The organism is Pedobacter sp. JY14-1, from assembly GCF_029269825.1.
In the GTDB taxonomy this organism is placed as follows: Bacteria; Bacteroidota; Bacteroidia; order Sphingobacteriales; family Sphingobacteriaceae; genus Pedobacter.
This window is the reverse complement of sequence record NZ_JARJHU010000005.1, coordinates 144,723-169,168: the sequence shown is the minus strand read 5'-3', so window position 1 is coordinate 169,168 and position 24,446 is coordinate 144,723. Positions and strand designations below refer to the sequence as shown.

The 24,446-nt window shown below is 43.0% G+C and carries 22 protein-coding genes and 1 other RNA gene; 16 read left to right on the top strand and 7 right to left on the bottom strand.

Features of this window, described 5'->3' with window-relative positions; genetic code table 11:
* Positions 1–12 precede the first annotated feature (12 nt).
* Positions 13–648, top strand: coding sequence for a hypothetical protein (locus P2W84_RS11195; RefSeq protein WP_276090224.1), 636 nt, complete (start codon positions 13–15; stop codon positions 646–648).
* Between the two features lie 71 nt (positions 649–719).
* Here the strand turns inward: P2W84_RS11195 and P2W84_RS11190 are convergent, their stop codons facing one another.
* Positions 720–2,348 (bottom strand): ATP-binding cassette domain-containing protein, encoded by a 1,629-nt coding sequence (locus P2W84_RS11190; protein ID WP_276090223.1) that lies wholly within the window; start codon positions 2,346–2,348, stop codon positions 720–722.
* Positions 2,349–2,413: 65 nt separating this feature from the next.
* On the opposite strand from P2W84_RS11190, the gene P2W84_RS11185 reads away from it, so the two are divergent.
* The 8 genes from P2W84_RS11185 to ligD all read left to right on the top strand — a co-directional run bounded on the left by P2W84_RS11185 (position 2,414) and on the right by ligD (position 8,881).
* Positions 2,414–2,974, top strand: coding sequence for a hypothetical protein (locus P2W84_RS11185; RefSeq protein WP_276090222.1), 561 nt, complete (start codon positions 2,414–2,416; stop codon positions 2,972–2,974).
* A complete protein-coding gene (locus P2W84_RS11180; protein ID WP_276090221.1) occupies positions 2,971–3,549 on the top strand; it encodes a nitroreductase in 579 nt (192 codons plus the stop codon). The genes P2W84_RS11185 and P2W84_RS11180 overlap by 4 nt, the downstream gene beginning before the upstream one ends.
* Before the next feature lie 2 nt (positions 3,550–3,551).
* A complete protein-coding gene (locus P2W84_RS11175; protein WP_276090220.1) occupies positions 3,552–4,082 on the top strand; it encodes a 3-oxoacyl-ACP synthase in 531 nt (176 codons plus the stop codon).
* Between the two features lie 48 nt (positions 4,083–4,130).
* On the top strand, positions 4,131–4,304 hold the full coding sequence (locus P2W84_RS11170; protein WP_276090219.1) for a hypothetical protein: 174 nt from the start codon (positions 4,131–4,133) through the stop codon (positions 4,302–4,304).
* Positions 4,305–4,654: 350 nt separating this feature from the next.
* A complete protein-coding gene (locus P2W84_RS11165; protein ID WP_276090218.1) occupies positions 4,655–5,374 on the top strand; it encodes a hypothetical protein in 720 nt (239 codons plus the stop codon).
* A 133-nt stretch (positions 5,375–5,507) separates the two neighbouring features.
* Positions 5,508–5,753, top strand: coding sequence for a histidine kinase dimerization/phospho-acceptor domain-containing protein (locus P2W84_RS11160; RefSeq protein ID WP_276090217.1), 246 nt, complete (start codon positions 5,508–5,510; stop codon positions 5,751–5,753).
* A 79-nt stretch (positions 5,754–5,832) separates the two neighbouring features.
* Positions 5,833–6,162 carry an ATP-binding protein gene (locus tag P2W84_RS11155; protein WP_346348962.1) on the top strand — a complete coding sequence of 110 codons (330 nt, stop codon included), beginning with the start codon at positions 5,833–5,835 and terminating at the stop codon, positions 6,160–6,162.
* Between the two features lie 55 nt (positions 6,163–6,217).
* Positions 6,218–8,881 (top strand): DNA ligase D, encoded by a 2,664-nt coding sequence (gene ligD, locus P2W84_RS11150; protein WP_276090216.1) that lies wholly within the window; start codon positions 6,218–6,220, stop codon positions 8,879–8,881.
* 342 nt (positions 8,882–9,223) lie between these two features.
* Here the strand turns inward: ligD and P2W84_RS11145 are convergent, their stop codons facing one another.
* Complete coding sequence (locus P2W84_RS11145) at positions 9,224–9,691, bottom strand: Lrp/AsnC family transcriptional regulator (RefSeq protein WP_276090215.1); 468 nt, start codon at positions 9,689–9,691, stop codon at positions 9,224–9,226.
* A gap of 195 nt (positions 9,692–9,886) precedes the next feature.
* Here P2W84_RS11145 and P2W84_RS11140 point away from each other — a divergent pair, with 195 nt between their 5' ends.
* Positions 9,887–10,900, top strand: coding sequence for an NAD-dependent epimerase/dehydratase family protein (locus P2W84_RS11140; RefSeq protein WP_276090214.1), 1,014 nt, complete (start codon positions 9,887–9,889; stop codon positions 10,898–10,900).
* An 84-nt stretch (positions 10,901–10,984) separates the two neighbouring features.
* Here the strand turns inward: P2W84_RS11140 and P2W84_RS11135 are convergent, their stop codons facing one another.
* Positions 10,985–12,649, bottom strand: a complete 1,665-nt coding sequence (locus tag P2W84_RS11135; protein ID WP_276090213.1) for a PQQ-dependent sugar dehydrogenase — start codon at positions 12,647–12,649, stop codon at positions 10,985–10,987.
* 160 nt (positions 12,650–12,809) lie between these two features.
* A complete protein-coding gene (locus P2W84_RS11130) occupies positions 12,810–13,148 on the bottom strand; it encodes a hypothetical protein (protein WP_276090212.1) in 339 nt (112 codons plus the stop codon).
* A gap of 141 nt (positions 13,149–13,289) precedes the next feature.
* On the opposite strand from P2W84_RS11130, the gene gatB reads away from it, so the two are divergent.
* The 5 genes from gatB (at position 13,290) to P2W84_RS11105 (ending at position 19,265) form a co-directional block, all read left to right on the top strand.
* Positions 13,290–14,741, top strand: coding sequence for an Asp-tRNA(Asn)/Glu-tRNA(Gln) amidotransferase subunit GatB (gatB, locus tag P2W84_RS11125; protein WP_276090211.1), 1,452 nt, complete (start codon positions 13,290–13,292; stop codon positions 14,739–14,741).
* A 9-nt stretch (positions 14,742–14,750) separates the two neighbouring features.
* Positions 14,751–15,857, top strand: coding sequence for a TlpA disulfide reductase family protein (locus tag P2W84_RS11120; protein WP_276090210.1), 1,107 nt, complete (start codon positions 14,751–14,753; stop codon positions 15,855–15,857).
* A 108-nt stretch (positions 15,858–15,965) separates the two neighbouring features.
* The gene (locus P2W84_RS11115; protein WP_276090209.1) at positions 15,966–16,655 is read left to right on the top strand and encodes a response regulator transcription factor; all 690 of its coding nucleotides are present in this window, start codon (positions 15,966–15,968) and stop codon (positions 16,653–16,655) included.
* 64 nt (positions 16,656–16,719) lie between these two features.
* Positions 16,720–17,442: a pseudouridine synthase gene (locus tag P2W84_RS11110; RefSeq protein WP_276090208.1), complete on the top strand. Its 723-nt coding sequence runs from the start codon at positions 16,720–16,722 to the stop codon at positions 17,440–17,442.
* Positions 17,443–17,477: 35 nt separating this feature from the next.
* Positions 17,478–19,265: a chloride channel protein gene (locus P2W84_RS11105; protein ID WP_276090207.1), complete on the top strand. Its 1,788-nt coding sequence runs from the start codon at positions 17,478–17,480 to the stop codon at positions 19,263–19,265.
* Between the two features lie 10 nt (positions 19,266–19,275).
* On the opposite strand, the gene P2W84_RS11100 is transcribed toward P2W84_RS11105, so the two are convergent.
* The gene (locus P2W84_RS11100) at positions 19,276–20,694 is read right to left on the bottom strand and encodes a sigma-54 dependent transcriptional regulator (RefSeq protein ID WP_276090206.1); all 1,419 of its coding nucleotides are present in this window, start codon (positions 20,692–20,694) and stop codon (positions 19,276–19,278) included.
* A 67-nt stretch (positions 20,695–20,761) separates the two neighbouring features.
* Positions 20,762–21,129, bottom strand: an RNA gene (gene rnpB / locus P2W84_RS11095) — RNase P RNA component class A.
* Between the two features lie 65 nt (positions 21,130–21,194).
* On the opposite strand from rnpB, the gene P2W84_RS11090 reads away from it, so the two are divergent.
* Entirely contained in the window at positions 21,195–23,354 is a 2,160-nt protein-coding gene (locus P2W84_RS11090; RefSeq protein ID WP_276090205.1) for a GH92 family glycosyl hydrolase, read from the top strand.
* A gap of 1 nt (position 23,355) precedes the next feature.
* Here P2W84_RS11090 and P2W84_RS11085 read toward each other — a convergent pair whose 3' ends face one another.
* Positions 23,356–24,399 carry a glycoside hydrolase family 99 protein gene (locus tag P2W84_RS11085; protein ID WP_276090204.1) on the bottom strand — a complete coding sequence of 348 codons (1,044 nt, stop codon included), beginning with the start codon at positions 24,397–24,399 and terminating at the stop codon, positions 23,356–23,358.
* Positions 24,400–24,446 lie beyond the last annotated feature (47 nt).

Sequence of the window (24,446 nt, the reverse complement as noted above, 5' to 3'; positions counted from 1 at the left end):
TAATCAACAATCATGAACAAACTACACAAGTATTTTCTGTTTATTCTGTCGACTGTTACTGCGCTTACGTTTAACGCCTGTAAAAAGGACCCTAAACCAGAGATCCCGGAAGAAGAGATCGGAAAAGCAGAGCTGACGTTTTTAGAGGTAGAACGCGAAGCACATGGCGACCATTATCATTATAACATTATTGAAGACGCTCAGCCGCTGACTATTGCGTTTGATGCCAGCGGATTACCACCTGTTGGTACTCATGCACATCTGCATGAAGGTGCTACCTATAAGCTCACACTGAAGGCTTATGACTTTGCAGGAAGGGAAATGCAGCAGGAATTCCTGGATAAACCTGAAATTCACCAGGCTTTTATTACAGGCGCACCTCAGGGAGTACTCACGTATGTTTATGCAGACCGTGACAGGGAAAATCAGAAAATCAATGTAGGAATAACCGGATACTTAACAGTGAATGCTGCGTCAGCGGGTTTTGTATTCCGATATGTACTCAGGCATCTGAACCCCGGAGTCAAGGCAAATATTACTGCTGAAAACTGGAATGACCAGGATTTTGCAGCTAAATTTTCCGGTGCGAATGACCTGGACCTGAAATTTGAACTGCATCCCGTGGCTGAAAATGATCATGGACATTGACCGTTCAGGCATATATCAAAAAAAGCCGGGCATAACGCCCGGCTTTTTTTGATATATGACCTGTATGACAGTTATTTTAGCTTATACATGAGTTCCCTTTGCTGGGTTACTTCCATGCTGGTAATATATTCATCGTAGCTCATCATTTTATCTATGGTTCCGTTGGGAGTAAGTTCGATGATTCGTGTCGCAACGGTTTCCGTAAGGGCATGGTCGCGTGAGGTAAACAGAATAGTGCCCCTGAAATCCTTCATGCCATTGTTGAGCGCAGTGATTGACTCTAGATCTAGGTGGTTGGTAGGCTCGTCAAAAAGCAACAGGTTAGCTTGTTTCAGCATCATTTGTGAAAACATACAGCGCATTTTCTCGCCACCAGAAAGTACTTTTACATTTTTTAATACTTCCTCCCCTGAAAACAGCATGCGACCCAGGAAACTGCGTACAAATTGTTCATCCTGTTCGGTACCGGAATAGTCACGGAGCCAGTCTACCAGGTTTTCGTCTTTGCCCGCGAAATAAGCTGAGTTGTCATTTGGGATGTCGGCCATATTAATGGTTACACCAAACTTGAACTCGCCTGAATAGTTTTGCTCGCGCCCGGTCAATATATTGTAAAATGCAGTCGTTGCCAGGCTGTTTTGAGACAGTACTGCTATTTTATCCCCTTTATTGACCATGAAATTCACGTTCCTGAACATGACTTCGCCATTCAGGGTACAAGAGAGGTTTTCGACCTGAAGAATCTGGTCCCCTGCTTCCCGCCCCTGGTTATTGAACATGATGGCCGGGTATTTTCTACTGGAAGCCTTAATCTCTGATATATCGATTTTTTCGAGAGCCTTTTTACGTGAGGTAGCTTGTTTCGATTTTGAGGCGTTTGCGCTGAACCGCTGAATAAACTCCTGGAGCTCTTTTACCTTGTCTTCCAGCTTCTTATTCTGGTCGGCGCGCTGTTTAAGGGCCAGCTGACTGGATTCATACCAGAAAGTGTAGTTACCTGTAAAGATATTGATCTTACTGAAGTCGATGTCTACGATATGGGTGCAGACGGCGTCCAGGAAATGCCTGTCGTGAGAGACCACAAGTACAATGTTCTGGTAGTCTGCCAGGAAGTTCTCCAGCCAGGCTATGGTGTCGATATCGAGGTCGTTGGTTGGTTCGTCTAATAGCAGAATGTCGGGATTACCAAAAAGCGCTTGCGCCAGGAGAACGCGTACTTTCTGGTTTCCGTCCAGTTCTTTCAATTGCTTATAGTGATGTTCTTCTTTGATCCCCAGGTTGCTAAGCATTGTTGCCGCGTTGCTTTCCATATTCCAGCCATCCATTTCGGCAAATTTATTTTCCAGTTCGCCTGCCCGTTCGCCATCTTTGTCCGTGAAATCTTCCTTCATATAGATGGCATCTTTTTCCTTCATAATGTCATACAACTCCTTGTGGCCCATCATGACGGTTTCGATTACACTGTATTCATCAAATTCGTAGTGATTTTGTTTCAATACGGCCATGCGCTCTCCCGGAGTAAAGGCTACGCTGCCGGTTGTCGGGCTGACCTCACTGGAAAGAATTTTCAGAAAAGTTGACTTGCCGGCACCGTTGGCGCCGATGACCCCATAGCAATTACCCTGGGTGAATTTCAGGTTGACGTCTTCAAATAAAGTGCGTTTACCATAACGCAGGGATAGGTTGGAAACTGAAATCATAATGCGGAAAAATAAGCCGCAAAGGTAATCATTCTTTTGTATAAGTTTGAGCCAAACAATCTGCTATGACTAAGGAAGAACTGATCGCAAGCCTGGATTTACCGGTGAATTTTCAAATGGTGGCACATTTAACCGCTATACTTCAGGACAGTGACCCTGATATTACCCATTTGCTTGACGCCAGTTTTTACCCGAAAAAAGAAGTGGCTTTCCGGGCTGCCTGGATGCTTGAATACCAGATGGTACATTCGCCTGAAAAATTTTCACCCTACGCGGAAAGATTAGTTGAGCTATTGCCAGGCCAGTGTAATGCCTCTGCCATGAGGCATTACAGTAAGATCGTTGCTTTGCTCACGGCCCCTAATGCTGTGCCTGTTTATAGGGAATTGGCCGGAAAAATTGATTTTGACCGGGTAATTGAGACTTTTTTTAGCTGGCTCATTGATATGAAGGTCCCTGTAGCGACCAAAGTCCACGCTATGCAGGCGCTGACTAATCTTGTTCCCCGCTACCAATGGATTAAAGATGACTTGGCAGATACTATCGATTATTTGGCTGATTTGGAAAGTATAGCGTTCTTTGCGAGGGCTAAAAAAGTCAGAAAACAATTAAAGAAGATTGTATGAGTTCAGAAATAACAGTATTATCTACAATTATTAAACGAAGAAGAAGCATTTTTCCGATCAGTTATACCGAAGAGGAAATTCCGGCAGATGTCGTCCGCCAGATTTTGGAAAGTGCGAACTATGCGCCAACTCATAAACTAACGCAACCGTGGCGTTTTGTGGTCTTCAGAAGGAACGGCCGTTCGAAGTTAGGTAATGAACTGGCCCGTTTATATGAGGAAACAATTCCAGCTGAGAAGTTTCTTCAAAAAAAATATGACAGTATACTTGAAAAGGCCATGCAAGCTTCTTGTATCATTGTCCTGAACGCGCAACTGCACCCTGATAAACTCCCCGAATGGGAGGAAGTTGCGGCGCTGGCCTGTGCAGTACAGAATATGGCGCTGACTGCGGAAGCATTAAAAGTCGGCGCCTACTGGAGCTCACCTGAAATGATCAGTCAGCTGAACGGTTTTCTGAACCTTTGGGAAAATGAACGATGTTACGGGCTTTTTTATTTAGGCTATCATAATGAGCCGGAAAGGGAAGCAGTCAGACAACCTATTGAGGATAAGGTGCGATGGATCGAGGAATAGATATGCAGGAAATAAACAAGTTAAAACAGCATTTATATGAGTTGTGCCGTAATTTTGCACTGCAAAAGATAAAGACGGCAGAGACTGCATTGGAGCAGGCGCGTGAGGCGAGTAATGAAGACACAAAAAGCAGTGCAGGTGACAAGTATGAGACCAGCCGTGAAATGATGCAACAGGAGATCGACCGGAACCGGAAGCTGTTGCTCGATGCCAGGGAGAGCCTGAAGGCACTTGACCTGATCAGAGAACAACAGGAGCTGTTCATGAAAAATCGTAAAAATGATAAGAAAAAATCAACTGTGCATCCGGGTAGCCTTGTAGTCACCGGCAACGGTAGCTTTTATATCGGTATCAGTGCCGGACAACTGAAACCCTTATCGGAGAATGAATTGACCGAACAGGATATATCTGTCTTTACGCCGTTTTTTGCGGTTTCGCCAGCCTCACCCATTGGGAAATTGCTTCTAGGTAAGAAAGAAGGTATGGTATTTGAATTTAATGGGCTTATCTATACTGTAGGCAGAGTATTTTAATAAACAATTCAGTTTTCCAGTTGTTAGTCTTCACAAAAACTGAATGTTATGGACTTCAAAGAAAACTCAAATGAATCATTGGTTCCGGAAACGAAGATAGCGGACGAGGCCGATAAAAATCCGGTGGATACTGATATATGTCCGATAGCGATGGATAAAGATGAAAACGGATTTTTTCTGGAAAGCCTAAATGGTTATCCTGCCTGGAGAATGTGGAGGTAAATTGTTTTGTTATTTTCCTGAGGGGTACCTAATGTTTTGATTTGCGCTGAAAGCTTAGCGTGTGTCTTCTTTTTTTTTTGAAACCGTTGAAAATCTTTAGTTAGCAATTATCAGTAAATACTTTCCAGCACTATGTTTGGTGCAGCTTTTGCATTCCCCAAACAACCTGGATGATATGCTTAGAAAACAAAAGACGTTCATAGCCATTCTGATGCTGAGTTTTATTATGGCCTGCACAAGTAAAATGCCAGCGGATGTAAACTTTACGGCAAAAGTGGACAGTATTCTGGACAAAAATAATGACTATTTAAATAGCGGTAGTGTAAAACAGGCCGTAATATACCGACAGTATGTTTAATATCCTGAAAGATAAGGATGAAACATACAAGAACGAATATGCACAGACAATTTTTGCTAAAGGAGACCTGCTAAGAGCACAGGGTAAATATAATGAAGCTTTTGAAAATTATTACAGGGGAAGATTATTTGCATTGAAGAACCTGGATACCTGTCAGCTGATGAGCTTTACGAACAGGCTCGGACTAATCCGATATACACAGAAGGACTTTTTAAAAGCGGTGACCTATTTTAAGCAAGCTTTAAAGGAAGGCACATTTTGCGGTACCAGTAATGACCGGCCAGGATTTGCCCGGGAAGACGTGGGAACAGCGAAAAATAAGCTGGCATTTATGTACTTGGAAACCGGTTCTGTTGAAAAGGCTGGAAGATTAATAGATCAGCTCGAAGCAGATATGAAGAAGCGGGAGGGTCGAAATGAAGAGCTGGTCAGGGCATACCGGTCATTGTACAGACTCAAAAGTCTTTATCTGGAAAAGAAAGGCGATCTGATAAATGCTTACAGATATCTCAGAAAATATAACGTAATAGAAGACTCTCTAGCCATTTCGGATTCAAAAGCGGCCAGCGTTGACATGGATGCAGTTTTTAAGCAGTCTGAGCAGGAGCATCGGTTACAGCTGATGAGGCGTGACAACAGTATGAAAACTTTTTACCTAATTGCAGTAACAGTAATTTCGATAATGGTGGCCAGCATTCTGGCTATTGTATGATATAATCTTAGGCGGTCCAGAAAAAAAGTGTTGCAACTGAGAATGTTAAATAACCAGGTGATTTTTCAGAACGGACAGTTGCGGGAGACTATGGAAGCATTGGAACAAAGCCAGGCAGAGAACAATCAATCGGATGATGAAGGTAGTTGCTCATGACCTGCGTAATCCGATGGGCTCTATTCATATGATCGCTTCTCTGATGTTGCACAGATCTAAACTGAGTACTGAAGACCAAGAATTAGCAGAGATGATGAAGCGGTCATCGAAAAATTGCCTTGACCTGGTAGATGACCTCATGCGCCCTAAGGCAATGGACCAGACTTTTGCAGTGCAACGCGAAGAGCTATCGGAAGTTTGCGTTTTTGCGTTGACCAGCTAAGGCTGAAAGCAAAAGATAAACGGCAGGAACTCGTTTTAGAAGTTCAGAAAATGGAAGTCCCTATAAATACGGAAAAGTTCTGTCGCGTAATGAGCATTTTATCGGCAATGCAATAAAGTTCAGTCCCGAAGGTGAAACGATCATAGTCAAACTGATGCAAAAAGATGATCAGGCTTTGATCAGCGTAACAGATCATGGGATCGGTATACCGGACGAATTAAAGCAGCACGTTTTTGAGGTGCCCGACAAGACCAGAAGGCCTGGCACGGCTGCAGAGCAGTCTTTTGGACTTGGACTTGCAATATCAAAACAGATCGTTACGCTTCACGGTGGCAGAATCTGGTTTGAAGATACTACTGGTGGCGGGACGACATTTTACATTGGACTTCCGCTGAATGAACGTGATTAATGTGTTTTAAACTTTAGCTTGTGCAAACTGTTTAGGAAGGTATAAATAAATAATCATGGGCCTTCAGAAATATAAAGCTAAAAGGGATTTCACCAAGACATCCGAGCCAAGGTCGGGAAAGTCCGGAGACAGTAACAAATTGAAGTTCGTGGTTCAGAAACATGATGCTTCTCATTTACATTACGACTTCCGGCTCGAAATGGAAGGAGTGTTGAAGAGTTGGGCTATACCCAAAGGCCCATCAGCAAATCCTAAAACAAAGCGACTTGCTATGATGGTAGAGGATCATCCGTTTGATTATAAGGATTTTGAAGGAATTATACCAAAGGGGGAATATGGGGGTGGAACTGTAATTGTTTGGGATGAAGGAACTTATGAGCCAATTGAGAAGAATGCCGGAAAAAAGGTCCAGGAGAAACATCTGTTGAAACAGTTAAAGGAAGGCGCTCTAAAAATTAGCCTTCACGGAAAGAAGATGAAAGGTGAATATGCTCTTGTAAAAACTCAGGGTATGGGCGAAAATGGTTGGCTGCTGATAAAGCATAAAGATCGATATGCTACTGAAGATGATATTACTTTGGATACCAAATCAGTTCTTTCAGGTAAGACTTTAGAACAAATGGAGAAATCCGGAAGTAGCGTATGGAAAAACGGGCATGAAGAGGTATTAAAATCAAATCCGGAGGATTTGCTGAGCAGCGCCCCGGCGACTAAGATACCTATTGGTATGAAACCAATGCTGGCAACATTGGTGGATAAACCGTTTGACGACCCCGAATGGAGGTACGAGGTAAAATGGGACGGGTACCGGGCATTGGGTTTTTCGACGGCGGAGGGTGATGTCCAAATGCTTTCGCGTAACAATAAACAGTTCAATGAGCGTTTTTATCCAATATACAATATCATTCAGCAGTGGAAGATAGACATCGCGGTAGATGGAGAGATATTAGTAATCAATGAAAAAGGCATATCAGATTTTGGAAAACTCCAAAACTGGAGAAGCGAGGCAGATGGTGAACTGGTGTATTATGTATTTGATATTTTGTGGTACCAAGGCAAAGATTTGCGTAAACTGCCCCTAAAGGATCGTCAGCAGATTCTAGAGGAAGTGTTACCACAAGGTGATGACCGGATCAGATTAAGTAAGATTTTTGAAGCAGACGGTGCAGAATTTTATGAGGCAGCCCGTAAAATGGGATTGGAGGGTATCATTGCCAAGAAGTCTGATAGCCAATATACTGCTGGCAGCCGTTCTAAAGAATGGCTGAAAATTAAGGTAAACAAACGGCAAGAGGTAGTGATCGGTGGGTATACACGCAACGAAGGGACCAGCAAGCGGTTCAGTTCTCTGCTTCTGGGTGTGTATAATCATGGGAAGTTACAATATGTAGGGAAGGTAGGGACTGGTTTTTCCCAGAAACTGCAAACAGAAATTGCAAAGCAGTTTGAGCCTCTTGCTAGAAAAACAAGTCCTTTTGAAACAATACCAGATGTGAATAAGCCTTCACGTTTCCGGCCAAATCCTCCGGCTGCTAAGGCTTTCTGGTTGGAGCCTGAATTAGTATGTGAAGTGGCTTACGCCGAAGTGACCAGCGATGGCGTCTTTCGTCATCCCTCTTTTGAAGGCATGCGTGTTGACAAACCGGCTAAAGATGTGGTGCTTGAGGCTGCAGTGGAAACAAATGCTGTTGTAAATATAGAACAGGCTGACGAAAAAAAGATGAAGCCCGCAGCAAAGGACAAGCACCTGACTGCGCTTAAGCCGCCGGGTGTAAATGCGCGTAAGACGTTGTTAAATCCCAAGGATGAAACGCAGGTACGGAAAGTAAACGGACATGAACTTAAATTTACGCACCTGAGCAAACTCTACTGGCCTGAAGATAAGGTTTCCAAAAGAGATATGTTTAACTATTATCACCAGGTTGCCAGATATATCTTGCCTTATCTGGAAGATAGACCGATGTCCCTAAACCGTTTTCCAGGCGGCATACAGTCTAAAGGGTTTTATCAAAAGGATGTAAAAGGAAAGGCACCCGAATGGGCGAAAACTTTTCCTTATAAGACAAGTGATGATGAGGATCGTGAATACTTACTGGGCAACGACGAAGAGACCTTACTTTGGATGGCGTCTTTGGGATGTATCGAAATGAATCCATGGTTTTCCAGAACAGTAGCTCCTGACCGCCCTGACTATTGTGTGCTGGATCTTGATCCGGGAAAAAAGACTTCCTTCGATCAGGTAATTGAAACAGCTCATATCATTAAGAATTTACTGGATAAAATAGAAGTTCCGGGTTATGCAAAAACATCCGGTTCCACAGGAATCCATATTTATATTCCGCTTGGTGCCAGATATGACTATGACCAGTCTCAGTTGTTTGCGAAGTTGATCGTGAGCCTTGTTCATCAGCAGATACCCGGATTTACGAGTCTGGAGCGGATGGTTTCAAAACGTAAAGGGAAAATGTATCTTGACTTTTTACAAAACCGGCCCGGTGCGACGATCGCGTGTCCTTATTCCTTAAGGCCAAAACCAGGTGCTCCGGTATCTATGCCGCTGGATTGGGACGAGCTTAAATCCGGATTGAAAATTACCGACTTTAACATTTTTAATGCATTGGACAGGTTGCAGGACAAGGGAGATTTGTTCCGTGGTGTCCTCGGAGAAGGTATAGATCTGGAACAGGCCGTAAAAAAGGCGAAAAGACTATATGGATAAAAGATCGTTGCTAAAATACCTTTAGCACACCGTAATTTTTGTAGAGAATTTAATTTTGAAATTTAAATTTTCAGCTTGAAATCGTAAAATAAAATTATTTATCAGCGACGATAAATAGTAATTATTACAAAAAGCATTCAGGGTCTTTTTGCTTTATATTGGTGTGGTGATATTTGCATTGTGTTAAAAAGGTCCGCGTGTTGTGTGTGAATTTCTAATCAGCGGGCCTTTAAATTTACGTTATGAGTTCATACGTAAGTGGTTTTATTTCACTAAGGTGAAAATATTTGGTTTTAGGTCGTGACTGATCCGGATGGAGGTCACGATTTTTTTTTGCCTGGTTCAAATCGGGTAGGCAACCTCGCGTTTGGTCTCGTGAATAACAAAATAGCTTTGCAAGGCTCCGATATTAGGCAGGTGTGCCAGCTTGTGGACTAAAAAATTATTATAGCCAGCCATATCTCTCACAACGATTTTCAGCAGGAAATCAAAGGCACCCGTCATATGATAACATTCAACAACTTCTGTAAAAAGCTGTACTTTTTCCTGAAAGGCAATAAGGCTATTGGCACTATGGCTGTTTACCTGCACATGTGTAAATGCAATAAGCAAATCATCGAACTTTCTACGGTCTATAACGGCAACATTTTTCAGTATAATGCCGTCTTTTTTTAGCTTGGATAGGCGGGTAATAATGGTTGTGTTTACTTTTTTCAGTTTAAATGCAATTTCCTTTGTGGAATAAGTGGCGTCTTCCTGCAATAAACGGATAATGTCAATATCCAACTGATCCAGAATAATTCTCTTCATAAGCTAGTTTGTTTTACAGCAAATAGATACTTTCTTTTTCGAAACGCCAAAACCTGCAAGTATTTTATTTTGCTTTTCTGTCTTAAAAAAAATGTAACAAAATATTATTCGGACAGATACTCATGATCAGCAGAAAAAATCCAATGTATTGCATAACCCCTTGTTGTCATCCGAAAGAGAGACAACTTTGCAGTAATGAATAGAAAGGAAAAGATATTGGTTATAGGTGCTTGCGGGCAGATTGGCAGTGAATTAACGGCAGCCTTACGTTTGAAATTCGGGACACATTGCGTCCTCGCATCTGACATCTGGCCAGATACCGGGGTTCCGAGGCATATGTTCCCTTATTTGCAGCTGAACGTAATGGATAAAGAAGCATTATCAGAATTGATGGCTGAAGGAGATTTTACCCAGATTTATCATTTGGCGGCAATGCTTTCCGCTAGCGGAGAGAAAAATCCCCAGCCAGCGTGGAACTTAAATATGACCAGTTTGCTGAATGTTCTCGAACTTTCAGTAATACACAAGGTCAGCAAAGTGTTTTGGCCAAGCAGTATCGCTGTATTTGGTCCAAAAGCACAGAAGACAGCATGTCCTCAGTATGAAATTACAGAACCAACTACAATATATGGGATAAGCAAGGCGGCGGGCGAGCTTTGGTGTAAATACTATTTTGAAAAATACGGACTGGATGTAAGAAGTCTTCGCTATCCGGGTTTGATCAGCGCTGGCTTGCCGGGAGGGGGTACTACAGATTATGCAGTGGACATCTTTCATTATGCGGTGAAAGGCGACGCTTATACCTGCTTCCTGAAAGGGGATACTAAATTACCAATGATGTATATGTCAGATGCTATCCGTGCTACGATAGAACTCATGGATGCCCCGGGAGATAGACTGTCGGTGCGGACAGCTTATAATCTTGGGGCCTTGAGTTTTACACCCGAGGAGATATATGATACAATTATAAAATTCGTTCCCGCCTTTCACATTGAATATAAACCGGATTTCCGACAACAGATAGCAGACAGCTGGCCTCAAAGTATAGATGATAAGGTTGCAAATAGGGATTGGGGGTGGAGGCCGGAATTTGACTTAGAGAATATGGTGACAGATATGTTAAACCGTATAAGGATACTTACCAGAGACTACTCATCCGAGGTTTCTGTGAGTGCTGCGGGGAGTGGTTATCCCGCAGATGTTTCATAATCATTTTTCATAAATGGTAAAATTTAGGTTTAACAACGGGATGTTCTGGATGGAATATCCCGTTGTTTGTTTGAGGTATATAGCTTACAATCCAGGTTCACAACCAGTTACTTCCCATATTTTCCCATCGGTCTTGGTAAATATGTAGAGTGTATGATTTGGGCCTACTCCAAATCTCATATCTGCTTTGCCATTGGCAACCATGGTTTTGAAATCGGACGCTATTCCTTCAAATTGAAGATCAAATTCTTTGATTTGACTTTGACTACCGAGTCTGATCCGGTCACTTTCGGTATAGAACACCCGTCCCCTGACTATATCACCAAATATATATTTGTTTTTCAATAACGGGATACTACCTGTGTAAACAAAGCCTCCCGAAAATGCGTTACCTTCATCATGATCATACTGAAGTACAGGGTAGATATAGTTTGAATCCTTTTGGGGAAGGGGGTATACTTTATCCATTTTACCTTTATAATTAAGTAAAAAAGTGCCTTCCCGCGCTGGCCACCCGTAGTTTCCTCCGGCTATCCCAATGTTTAATTCTTCTATGTTATTAAGCCCTATATCTGATATGAGCATTTTCCCATCAGGCGACCAGCAAATTCTGTTGGGATTCCGGAAACCATAAGCAAATACTTCACCCAGAGAACTGGTATTATGATCGTTTACAAACGGATTTATAGACGGTATACCAAATTTTTTGTTTTTGCTGTTTCGGCCTTCAGGATCAATGCGAAGTATTGTTCCCCAGATATGTAAATTACTGTTGCAAAGATAGCTATAGCCATTTTCGGCCGAACCACCGTCACCTATGCCAATATAAAGCAAGCCATAATCAGGCGAGCCCGATCTTGCGAGCGGATTAAAGGTAAGTTGCTGAACACCGTGCATGGGAGACGGCATATCTACGCGTAACAATTCCCTCGAGGTAGCGGAGAATTCAATTGACGAGCTATTTTTGATTTTCCATTCGGTGACTACCCATTGAAGCGCTGTCTTTATAGAATCGCTGTAAGTATAATCTGCAGGTAAAGTATTTGCCTTTTCCGTGTGTGTGGTATATAGAAGCCCGTTTTGCATAAAATCAGGATGAAATGCAAAACTCCCAAAACCTGAGGCTAAACCAGGAGCATGTATGAAGGAAGGTTTAAGCTTGCCGATATGCATAACTTCAATAAGTTTATTTTTCCTGATCTCATATAATACCCCTCTGAGATCCTGAATAAAAACCCGTTCCTTCTTTGACTTTAATATAACCGTCTGATTAATGCGTGCCAGAGGGATTTTTTCAGCGCTTGGCGGTGCAATTGCCAGCAGCTGTAGTTTTAATGTAAGCCCGCCTTTTGCAATTTTTGCAGGAACAGGGTTGTTAACGGGAGTTCCGTAAGCGGTAGTCTCCTCCTTTTTGCGTTTATAGGTATTGATATAGGACAACAGCGCCATAATCTCATGGTCGCTTAAACTGAGATGTGAAGGCATATATGTCTTATATTCAGCAAACATTTTTGCAGCCTTTTCGTCCCCGCTATCGATTATTTCCGTAGGATTACGGATAAATTTTGCAAGCCAGACCGAAGAGAATTCCTCAGTTGCTCCGCTGAGGTCAGGACCTATTCCACGTTGCGTGAAGTTGTGGCAGGACGTACATAACTGATTGAAAAGTGTCCGGCCATTTTGTATAACACGTTTGTCGTACGAATATTGATCCTTTGTTTCTTGTGCAAATGAAGTGGAAGCGATCATAAGCAACGACAATATGACAAAGTAAGAGACTGGGCCGGCTCTTAAAATATATCTGGTTGGTAGCATCTTCTGAGGTAAATACGGCTGAATTTATGTAAAATTCCCTAAACTTGCCACCCCGGGGTGCATACAAAGATAAAAAGGGGCTTGCCCCTTTTTATCAACCTCTTGGTCGGATGATTCTTTCAATGCCCCGGTCTCTTTTTTCACCCCGATATTTAAATGTCTTATAATGACCATGGTTTTTGTGCTTAACCTTGTAATATCCGGGTACATGATAATGCTTTGAACGCCCGGTCTTATAATGACGGGCCGGTATGTAATAACTACGTACTGGCACATAATGCCTGACAGGGACGTAATTAATATGTTCATAATAAACCGGCGCCCAGTTAGGCTGACTGCCAATGTTTACGCTAATATTGAGCTGAGCTTTCGCTGTCGTAATGGCAAAGAAGAAAATACTTCCGAACAATGCCGTCAAAATGAGCTTTTTCATAGGACTATTTTTTTGTGTGTTATAATTGTAATCCAAAGTTTATGCGATGATTTATCCGGTGCAGGTATAATTATGGCTATTTCTTATTTGGTAACGCATAAAACCTTATGTTTGTATGTTTGAAGTAGACCATAAAGTAACATGATGGATAAATATGAGCTGGTATCCGGCTTGGAAATACATGTTCAGCTGAACACCAGGACAAAGATATTTTCTGCTGACAGCGCTGCTTTCGGAGCAGATGCAAATGAGCACATCTCAGCCGTGTCCCTTGGTTTACCAGGCGCCCTGCCAAAACTAAACAAAGAAGTGGTGGCAAAGGCGGCACGCATGGGCCTTGCATTAAACTGCAGCATCAATCAGGTGAATTTTTTTGACCGCAAGAATTATTTTTATGCGGACCTCCCCAAAGGTTACCAGATTACCCAGGACAATCAGCCCATTTGTGAGAATGGCTATATAGACGTTGTACTCACCAGCGGCGAAGAAAAGCGAATAGGTATAAACCGCATACATTTAGAAGAAGATGCCGGGAAAAGTCTCCATGATCAGGATGACCGGTTTTCCTATGTTGACCTCAACCGGGCCGGTGTACCATTGATTGAAATTGTTACAGAGCCGGATATCCGCAGCTCTGAGGAGGCCTCGGCCTTACTAACTGAAATCAGGAAGCTGGTGCGTTTCCTTGATGTGGGTGACGGTAATATGGAAGAAGGCAGTCTACGCTGTGATGCAAATATTTCTGTGCGGCTTAAGGGTGCCCAGGAATTCGGCACCCGTTGTGAAGTAAAGAACCTGAACTCGATACGCAATGTGCGCAGGGCAATAGATTTTGAGTTCGGCAGACAAATTAAGGTATTGGAAGGTGGTGGAAAGATTATACAGAGTACGCTGAATTTTGACGCAGAGGCAGGTACTACGTCGCCAATGCGGAGTAAAGAGGAAGCCAATGACTATCGTTACTTTCCTGATCCGGACCTGGCACCGGTTCATATTTCTGACGAATGGCTTGCACAATTGAAATTTGCAATGCCGGCCTTACCGCGGGAAGTGAGTAAACAACTTATACATGATTACGAGATCAATATAGGGGATGCGACTTTAATCGCCGAGGATCATGATTTATTGTCTTTTTTTTACGAAGCATTAAAAACGGTAAATAACCCGCGCACTTTAGCCAATTGGCTAACCGGGAATATCAGGGCGATACTTAATGAAAAAGGCATTTGCATTGCGGAATTCGATGTATCACCTGGCCAGTTGTCCGATGTGATCAACCTGGTAGATGATAAGCAGATTAATCCTCAGATCGCATTCCAGCAATTGCTCCCTCTGATAATGAAACAGGGAAAGGGTTCAAATATTGATGTACAGAATCTTGCAGCCGAGCAAAACATGCTGACAATAGATAACGGGGATGAATTGCTTGGTTTTGTTGACGAGGTACTGAATAAATACCAGCAACAGGTACAGGCTTATAAAAAGGGTAAAAAGGGAGTGCTGGGACTTTTTGTTGGTGAAGTAATGAAGATGGCTAAAGGTAAGGCAAATCCGCAAAAAGTAAATGAATTGGTACAGGATAAATTGAAATAGAGATATTATATGAGAAAAATAGCTTATTTACTGGTAATCATTGTTTTTGCATTCACATCCTGTAAGGATAAAAGTAAATTCGTAATCAGTGGAGCGTTTAAGAATGCAACTCCGAAGAGCAAAGTCTACCTGTATGGTTTGGATGCCAATCGTGTGGAACCACTGGATTCTACTGTGTTTTCAGAAAAAGGTGAATTCAAATTTACACATAGTACTCCCGGCGTAGATTTCTTTAGAGTCAGTACAGGAAACAATGAATATATGGTCATTGCAGAAAATGGTGATGATATAAAATTAATTGCGGATCTCACAGACAAGAACCTTGGATATAGCGTTTCCGGAGCCAAAGAAGCTGACAAGTTGCAGGAACTTAACGCAACAAAGAATGCCTTCCTGGCCAGGATGGGAAAAATACAGGCAGAGTTTGACGAAGCGGTTGCCAAACAACCTGATCACCGCGACGCAATAATGAGCCAGATGGCCCCCAGGTATAACCAGGAAATGCTTGGCCTGAATGACGCAGTATTGAAATTTGCGAAGGAAAATACACAGTCGCTTTCTGGATTTTATGCGATAAATATGCTTAATCCACAGGAACATGAACAAGATATGGTTGATTATGCGGATAAGATAAAAGGTAATTTTCCTGGAAACGCAGCTGTGGCCGATTTTATTAAAAAAATGTCTGCGCTAAAGACAGTACAGGTTGGTCAGACCGCACCCGACTTCACAATTCCTGGTCTGGATGGAGGTCAGGTCAGTCTGTCAGAATTTAAGGGTAAGTATTTACTGATCGATTTCTGGGCCTCCTGGTGTATGCCTTGCAGACAAGAGAACCCGAATGTGGTCAAAGCTTACCGGGCTTTTAAGGATAAAAATTTCACAATACTGGGCATTTCTCTCGACAAAGATGCCAATGCCTGGAGAAAGGCAATTGCAGATGATGGCCTCACCTGGAACCATGGAGGCGAATTGAAAGATTTCGATAGCGACGTAGCGAGAAAATACCAGATCGAAGCGATCCCGAGTTCGTTCCTGATCGATCCCCAGGGAAAGATCATAGCTAAAAACCTGAGAGGTGCGGAACTCGAAGCTTTCCTGAGCAAAACTTTATGATAAATCTAAGCTGATGTTAATATTTTGTGTATAGTTAACAATTTATTAACATTAGAATAATGCTATCTTATAACTGATCGCCTATTTTCGTAACAAATATTTAAAGCTATGAGCACCGCAAAGCAAAAAATACTGATTGTTGACGATGAACCGGATATCCTGGAACTGATCGAATACAATCTTAAGAAAGAAGGCTATCAGGTCTTTTTAGCCAATAACGGACAGGAAGGCATAGCAGTTGCAAAGAAAGTTAATCCCGATCTGATTATTCTGGATATTATGATGCCAAAGATGGATGGCATTGAGGCTTGCAGGTTAATGAGGGCGATACCTGAATTCAAGAACACGTTTATGGTATTTCTTACCGCCAGGAGTGAGGAATATTCTGAGATTGCCGGGTTTAATGTAGGCGCAGATGACTACATCGCCAAGCCTATAAAACCAAGGGCGCTTGTAAGTCGTATTAACGCGATATTAAGAAGAAACTCCAGTCCTGATGAGGTTTCTGAAAATAAGGTGGAGATTGGCGACCTCGTTATTGACCGTGAAGCTTATCTGGTCTATCAGAATGGAAAGAAAGTAGTACTGGCCAAGAAGGAATTTGAATTGCTTTATCTGCTGGCGTCAAAACCGGGAAAGGTATATACACGGGAATCAATATTGAAAAACATTTGGGAGGATTCAGTAGTGGTTACTAACCGTACAATTGACGTTCATATCCGGAAGCTTCGTGAAAAATTGGGCGAGTCCTATGTGTCTACAGTTAAAGGTGTAGGTTACAAGTTCGAACTGGTTTAATTCACATTAATCCTGGGGCGTCCCTATTTTATTTGTACTTTTGTGCCTTACACGAATTGTAGCATTGAAGTATCCGAGTTTTAAAGACCTTATCCTTTTTGAAGACGATGATTACATCGTAGTGAATAAGCCGCCTTTTGTTGCTTCTCTTGATGAACGCGGAGGATCGGGAGAATTGAACATTCTCAGGATAGCCCGGCAGTATACCGAAGACGCACAGGTAGCACATCGTCTTGATAAAGAAACATCCGGTGCATTGGTCATTGCCAAAAACCCCGAAGCCTACCGGCACATTTCCATACAATTTGAAAAACGTCGTGTAAATAAGGTATATCATGCTGTTGTAGACGGGCAGTATACATTCAGGGATCTCCTGGTTGATCTGCCTATCCTTAACGATGGAAATCGTAATGTAACAATAGACCGCAGAGAAGGTAAACGTGCGGAGACCTATTTTAATACAATCAGATATTATCGCCATTACACTTTGGTAGAATGCAGGCCTGTTACAGGGCGGATGCACCAGATCAGGATACACCTGGCAACGCAGCGTGCCGCCATTGTCGGTGATCATCTATATAAAGGCAAAACAGTTTATTTATCACAGATAAAAAAAGGCTACAGGCTTTCTAAAGATGAGGAGGAGCAGCCTGTGATGAAACGTTTTGCGTTGCATGCAAAACAGGTAACCTTTAAAGGTCTGGATGGGCAGGATATCTTCATTGATGCCCCTTACCCCAAGGATTTTGCAACTTTAATCAAGTTGTTGGATAAGTTTGATAGCTAGCGGCAGGGTTTACTGCTGGCTTTGTTTAATAAAAAATGATGTATATAAAGCTGGTTAAACATCTAAATACGCTCAATTATTATCGTAAGACCAAGATTTCGAATCGTAATTTTCTGGTAATCGCTGCCTTACTGGTAGGAGTCTTTGCCGGGCTGGCAGCGTCTTTATTAAAAGCCATAACCCACCACATCGAAGATTTTCTGCAAACCGGCTTTCATTGGGAGTACAAATACTATCTCTTCTTCTTTTTTCCCTTTATTGGTATTTTGTTGTCTGTGATGTATGTCCGGAAATTTATAGTAAAAGGTAAATTTGAAACGGGGCTGACCCCCTTGCTATACACTATTTCCCGTAAATCAAGTAAAGTAGAATCACATAATATCTATTCGCAGATCATTACCGCGGCTCTTACAGTCGGTTTCGGAGGTTCTACCGGTCTTGAAGCTCCCATCGTTACGAGCGGATCAGGTATCGGGTCAATCGTCGGACGTTTTTTTGGACTTTCCTACAGGGAAACGACATTATTGCTGGCCTGCGGTGCGGCTGCAGGTATATCGGCAGCTTTTAACAGTCCTATAGCAGGCATCGTGTTTGCAGTTGAAATTCTGCTTCCCGAGTTTACCATACCGGCATTTATTCCTTTGCTGCTGGCTTCAGCTACGGCAGCGGTGGTCGCCCGTTTCTTTTTCAATGAACAATTATTTTTTTTGGTAACTGAAGGCTGGAAGATAAACGCAATAGGTTACTATGTAGTACTTGCCGTGCTTATCGGTTTGTTCTCGCTTTACTTTACCAAGGCGAATTACTTTGTTAAAACATCGTTTTACAGACTCAGGCATCCCTATAAAAAGGTAATGGCCGGGGGAATGATACTTGGTTTATTGGTGTTCTTGTTTCCTGCCTTATATGGGGAGGGTTACGTTACGATTAAAAGCCTGTTAGCTGGTAATTATACTGCGTTGGTAAATAATAGTATTTTCTCGGATTATAGTAATATATCCTGGGTTGTTATACTGTTTACCGTGATTACCATTTTTGCAAAGTCAGTGGCTACTTTGGTCACTCTTGGTGCAGGTGGCAATGGAGGTATTTTTGCTCCCAGCCTTATCGTAGGCGGTTTGATGGGCTTTTTGTTAGCTTATACTGCTAATGTACTAGGTATTGCCCATCTCAATGTAGCTAATTTCATTGTGGCAGGTATGGCTGCTTCCCTGAGTGCGATCATGCATGCCCCGCTAACAGGTATTTTCCTTATAGCAGAAATTACAGGAGGTTATGTGCTGATGGTTCCATTAATGATAGCCTCCGCAATTTCATATCTGATTAACCGGAGTATCAATAAGTATTCGATCTACACCAAGCGACTTGCTGAAAAAGGTGAGTTGCTTTCCCACGAGGACAAGGATACCACCGTGCTCAACATGATGAAACTAAAATACCTTGTGGAACGAGATCATCTGGTATTGTACGAGAATGATCGGTTGAGTGTAAAAATGGGTGCTATATTAGGTTCAAAAAGAAATATTTTTCCGGTTCTGTCCGCTGACGGAGCTTTCCTGGGAATTCTAAATATGGAAGACGTGCTGAGTCACACGGTAAAGAATAGTACCGAAGTGGAAGTGAAGGACCTTTGGGTACCCGCACCGGCAGCGGTAACGGTTGACGAAGGGATGGATAAGGTATTACAACAGATGGAAAAGGAAAATGTCTGGATGCTGCCGGTACTGAACAGTACGCATAACTTCGTCGGTTTTGTATCTAAGACAGCTATATTTAATAAATACCGTGCATTGCTAAAGCGCCAGGCTGACTATCTGGCATAAAAGAGGACCGCTATTCTGCGGTCCTCTTTAATCCGAACTTTTCAATTTTGCTGTACAGATGACTTCTCTGGATATCAATGTCATCCGCCGTTTTGGACACATTCCAGTTGTTTTTTTCGAGTTTGAATTTAATAAACTCTTTTTCCGCATAATCTTTGTAATCCTGGAAATTGCTGAATTTCTCATAGTTAATGCCATTAACAGCACTACTATTGTTATTTGCAGGAGCCATATGATTGTGGGTGCCCGATGTCCCTGCCGACGCGCTGCCGGCAGGATTTGCAAAGGCAATTACGTCATGCTCAGTAATTGTTTTGTCGCTGAGTATGATCAGCCGTTCAATCATATTATGCAGCTCCCGGACGTTTCCTGTCCATGGGAGTGCCTGGAGCGATAACATGGCTGCTTCGCTTATCTTCTTAACCGGCATTCCATACTCACGGCAAATGTCTTCCAGAAAGCTCTGGGCAATTTCAGGAATATCTTCCGTACGTTCATTCAGGGGAGGTACATGGATATTGATCACATTAAGACGGTGATAGAGGTCCATTCTGAAATTGCCTTCTTCAATTTCTTTCAACAGATCTTTATTGGTTGCCGCAAGGACTCTCACATTGACTTCAAGTTCCTTCTCTCCGCCAACTCTGGTAATTTTATGTTCCTGTAGCGCACGGAGAACCTTTGCCTGGGCAGAAAGGCTCATGTCACCGATCTCATCCAGAAAAAGCGTGCCTCCATTGGCCAGCTCAAATTTTCCGATCCGTTGTTTTACTGCTGAAGTGAATGAGCCCTTTTCATGTCCGAAAAGTTCACTTTCAATCAGTTCAGATGGGATGGCAGCGCAGTTAACTTCAATCAGAGGGCTTTCAGAGCGGTTAGATTTTTCGTGCAGCCAGCGGGCCACAAGCTCTTTTCCACTGCCGTTGGCGCCTGTAATCAAGACACGCGCATCTGTAGGCGCCACACGCTCGATAGTTTCCTTAATTCTGTTGATGTTCTCTGAACTACCGAGTATATCCCTTGTCTTACTAGCCTTTCTTTTAAGAACCTTTGTTTCAGTAACGAGTGTGCCCCGGTCAAGTGCGTTCCTGACGGTGATCAGGAGCCTGTTGAGGTCTGGTGGTTTGGAAATAAAATCAAATGCGCCCTTCTTACTGGCTTCAATGGCAGTTTCTACAGTACCATGACCAGAAATCATAATGAAGGGCAGGTCAGGGCTATAGGCGAGCGCTTGCTCCAACACTTCCATGCCATCCATTTTGCTCATTTTTATATCGCAAAGTACAAGGTCGTATTTCTTTTTTTTGATTAGTTCCAGACCGTCTACACCATTGTCAATATCTTCTACTTCATAATTCTCATATTCTAAAATTTCACGCAATGTGCTCCTTATTGCCCGCTCATCATCAATTATTAAGAGTTTTGCCATTTGGTGTGTTAAAGTTTTTTAGTTGTCCTGCACTAATATATTGTTTTTCTCAGAATCCGTTAAAATTAAAAAATACAAGCCTGTAAGCCGGGTTCTGTTAAATTCTACCATTAATCCAGGATAAATGTTGCCATTTACCTCGAACGACCTACCCACTGACATCGGACGGGCAGCCCTACATACGTCAGCCTATTTGGTCTTTCAACTCCCGGGGTTTACAATCCTTTCCGGTCACCCGGAACGGTCGTGAGCGCTTACCTCACGTTTTCAACCTTACCTGTACCTTAAAAGGCCATCGGCGGTGTGTTTTCTGTTGCACTTTCCATAGTTCGGGTGTTCATTCCCCAACCTCTTCCCGTTAGGAAGCGGGATGCCCTGTGTTGCCCGGACTTTCCTCCCTCCGTAAATACGGACAGCGGTAGAACGGCTTGTATTTGCTGGCAAAGATACAAAAATGAAGCTGAAAGTGCTATATTTGAAAGAACACAACAAACCACACAATGAACTTTAAAACCTGGAAAAAGAACGTATTGAACATTACTGTGCTTTTGCTGCTGATTTCTGGCGGTGGCAAGGCACAAAGCCAAAAAAAAGTTACAGGATATGTAAACCCTTTTATTGGCACTTCAGCTTTGACAGATCCCAAGATACTTGGTTATAAACTGCCTGAAGGCTGGCGTGCCTGGTCCGGACTTACTTTTCCCGGCAGTTCTGTGCCAAATGCAATGGTACAGTTAAGTCCGATGACAAAATATCAGCCAGCCGGTGCGGGATACGAATATGAGGATTCTGTAATCGTAAGTTTTACCCACACCAATAAAGGGCACTGGAATTTAGGCAACATTCCCATCTTGCCCATGACCAAACCCGGAGCGAAATTCGGTTCACGTTTTTCGCATAAGCAGGAACATGCAGAACCAGGTTTTTACCAGGTTTCCTTGTCTGATTATGGAATTAATGTAAGCCTGACCTCCACACTAAGGACAGGTTACCATAAATATGAATTTAAAGATGCCGGCGACAGGCAGATACTTTTTGACCTGGCCAAGGCGCTGAGCGGGGTGAGGGGCTGGAACATCGAGCAGGTCAACAGTAAGGAATTAAAAGGTTTTCAGGGCGGCGAGAACGTTTACTTCTATGTAAAACTTAATACCGAAATCAGGGAACTATATAAGAAAGATGAAGGTGAACGCAGTGGATATGCAGTGATTCACCTGGCAGATGGAAATAAGGGACCGGTTGAACTTAAGATCGGATTGTCTTTCGTAAGCCAGGAAAACGCTAAGGAAAATCTGGAGAAAGAACTGGGTAATAAGACTTTTGAACAAGTACGAACCGAAGCAAGCCGGACCTGGGAGTCCTTACTTTCGGCGATACAGGTAAAAGGCGGCACCGAAAAGCAAAAAGTAATGCTTTACTCTTGTCTTTACCGTTCTTTATTATGGCCCGCACTGCGCAGCGATGTGAACGGTCAATACCGGGACGCCAAGCGGGAGATTGTCAAATCGGATTTTAACTATTATACGGAGCCATCATTATGGGACACTTACCGGAATAAAGACGTGTTGCTGGGATTGATGACGCCTGGTATCACTCTGGATGTGATTAAGTCAATGAAAGACGTCGGTGATAAGACTGGTTCCATCCCTACTTTTTTCCATGGTGATCACGGAGCCTCTTCAATCGCAGGTGCCTATTTAAGGGGAATCGATAATTTCGACATCCGTGGTACCTATGAACTCTTGCTTAAAAATGCCAACGTACCGGGACGAGCCCGTCCTTACCTGCAGGAATATATGGACAAAGGCTTCATTTCTGATCCTGATATTGCAAAACCACATGTAGAAACGAAGGCAAAGGCGGGTGTTTCTAAAACACTTGAATATTCATATGATGATTATTCTGTTGCGCAAATTGCCAAAAAGCTTGGTGATACGGCCAACTACAGAAAGCTTATGACCAGATCAAAAAATTATAAACATATGTTCGATCCGTCGACCAGGTTTATGAGAGGGCGTCTGGAAAATGGTGAATGGATAAAGAATTTCAATCCTGAATATCCATATTATGAATATATGTACCGGGAAGCCAACGCCTGGCAGGTATCTTTTTTCGCGCCACATGATATGCCTGGGCTGATCGAATTGTATGGTGGGGCAAAGGGGTTTGAATCAAAACTGGATTCACTTTTTACCCTTCCCTGGAACCCGAAATATATTGCCAGGAATGTCGAGACGATGATCGGGCAGTATTGCCAGGGCAACCAGCCTGACCACGAGGCGCCCTTTGCTTATATGTTTATCGGCAAGCCCGAGAAAACGCAGAAAATACTGGACCACATCATGAACGACCTTTACGGTATGCATGACGGACTGACCTTATCAGGTATGGACGATGCCGGAGAAATGTCTGCCTGGTATGTATTGAGCGCTCTGGGATTATATACATTTTCAGCAACAGATCCTGAATATCTGGTTACGGCCCCCTTGTTTGATGAGATCAGGTGGAAGACCAGTACCGGCAAGACACTACTCATCAAAAAGCCAGGCAAGGGCAGAGTGATTACCAGCGTAAAAGTGAACGGTACCGAAAACAAAGGCCTTTTTGTTTCGCATGACCTGTTCAGAAATGGTGGTGAAATACTCGTTACTACCAGGTAGTTTATCTTTTCAAAAACTGGTCAGACCAATACCTGGTTCTGACCAGGTAAAAATCTTCCTTCAGGGGCCTGTAATCAAGATAAGTGAAGCCATTCGTCTTAAACGGTTTTGCCGGTTCGATCTGGGTCCCTTCATGCCATTCGTTGAACGAGGTAATGGCAATAGTCTGTGGCTTTACCGCAATGGCCCGCTTCCAGTAATCGTCGTAATATTTGCCATTTTTCCTGTCCTGCGTATTGACGCTGTTTTCAGGACGGATACGTTCGTCAATATAACCTGGCCCCACACAGGGAATAAACTGTTTCCCGTTCCTGAGTGCCCATTCCTGCATTTCCGGCCAGTTTTTCGGATCAGAGCCATATACAAATACCTTTGAAACGAAATAGGTGTAAAATCCGTCAAAACCAGAATTAAGGAAGAAGTCCTGCTCATTACTTTTTACCCAAAGACCAATAAACTCTCCGTCATAGGGTGTGTCACGTATGGTATTGCTGCCTTTGGACTGAAGCACTTCAGCCCATTCATTTGCCTTGCTGAGGTAAGAATCATAAATGAAAAAAAGCGGCTTCCCGGTGTCAGAACGATAGAAAGCAGGATGTTTTCCCCAGGTATCGATAATGTATTTGATATCTGCTTTTACCGAAGCCGGATCACGGCCGCCGTATGGCTCAATGTGGAAACCAACTTTTACACCCGCTTTCCCGGCCGCTTCAAAGATAACCGGAATGCTCCCGGCGGTGAAATGATCTTTACCCCAGTAAGTGAGGAAAATAGCATCGATGCCTGCGCCGGCGATCATTTTCATGTGCCTGGCAACTATAGCGGGATCTTTAGTGCTGTAATTACCAAGCGAGGGGAAATAGTCAGAACCAATATTGTCTCCACCCGGAAATCCATGATCCTTTCCGTTGATCCAGTGCGACCAATGTTCATCCCTGCCATCAAAAGCCGGGGTCTGATACCAGTTGTAATAAAAACAGAAGACTTTTTTTGTACCTGCGGCCTTACCCGCTGATGTAATGGCGCAAAAGCACAAAACAGCCATTACAGCATTTAATATTTGGTTTTTGTTCATTGGTGTGCGACGTTGAT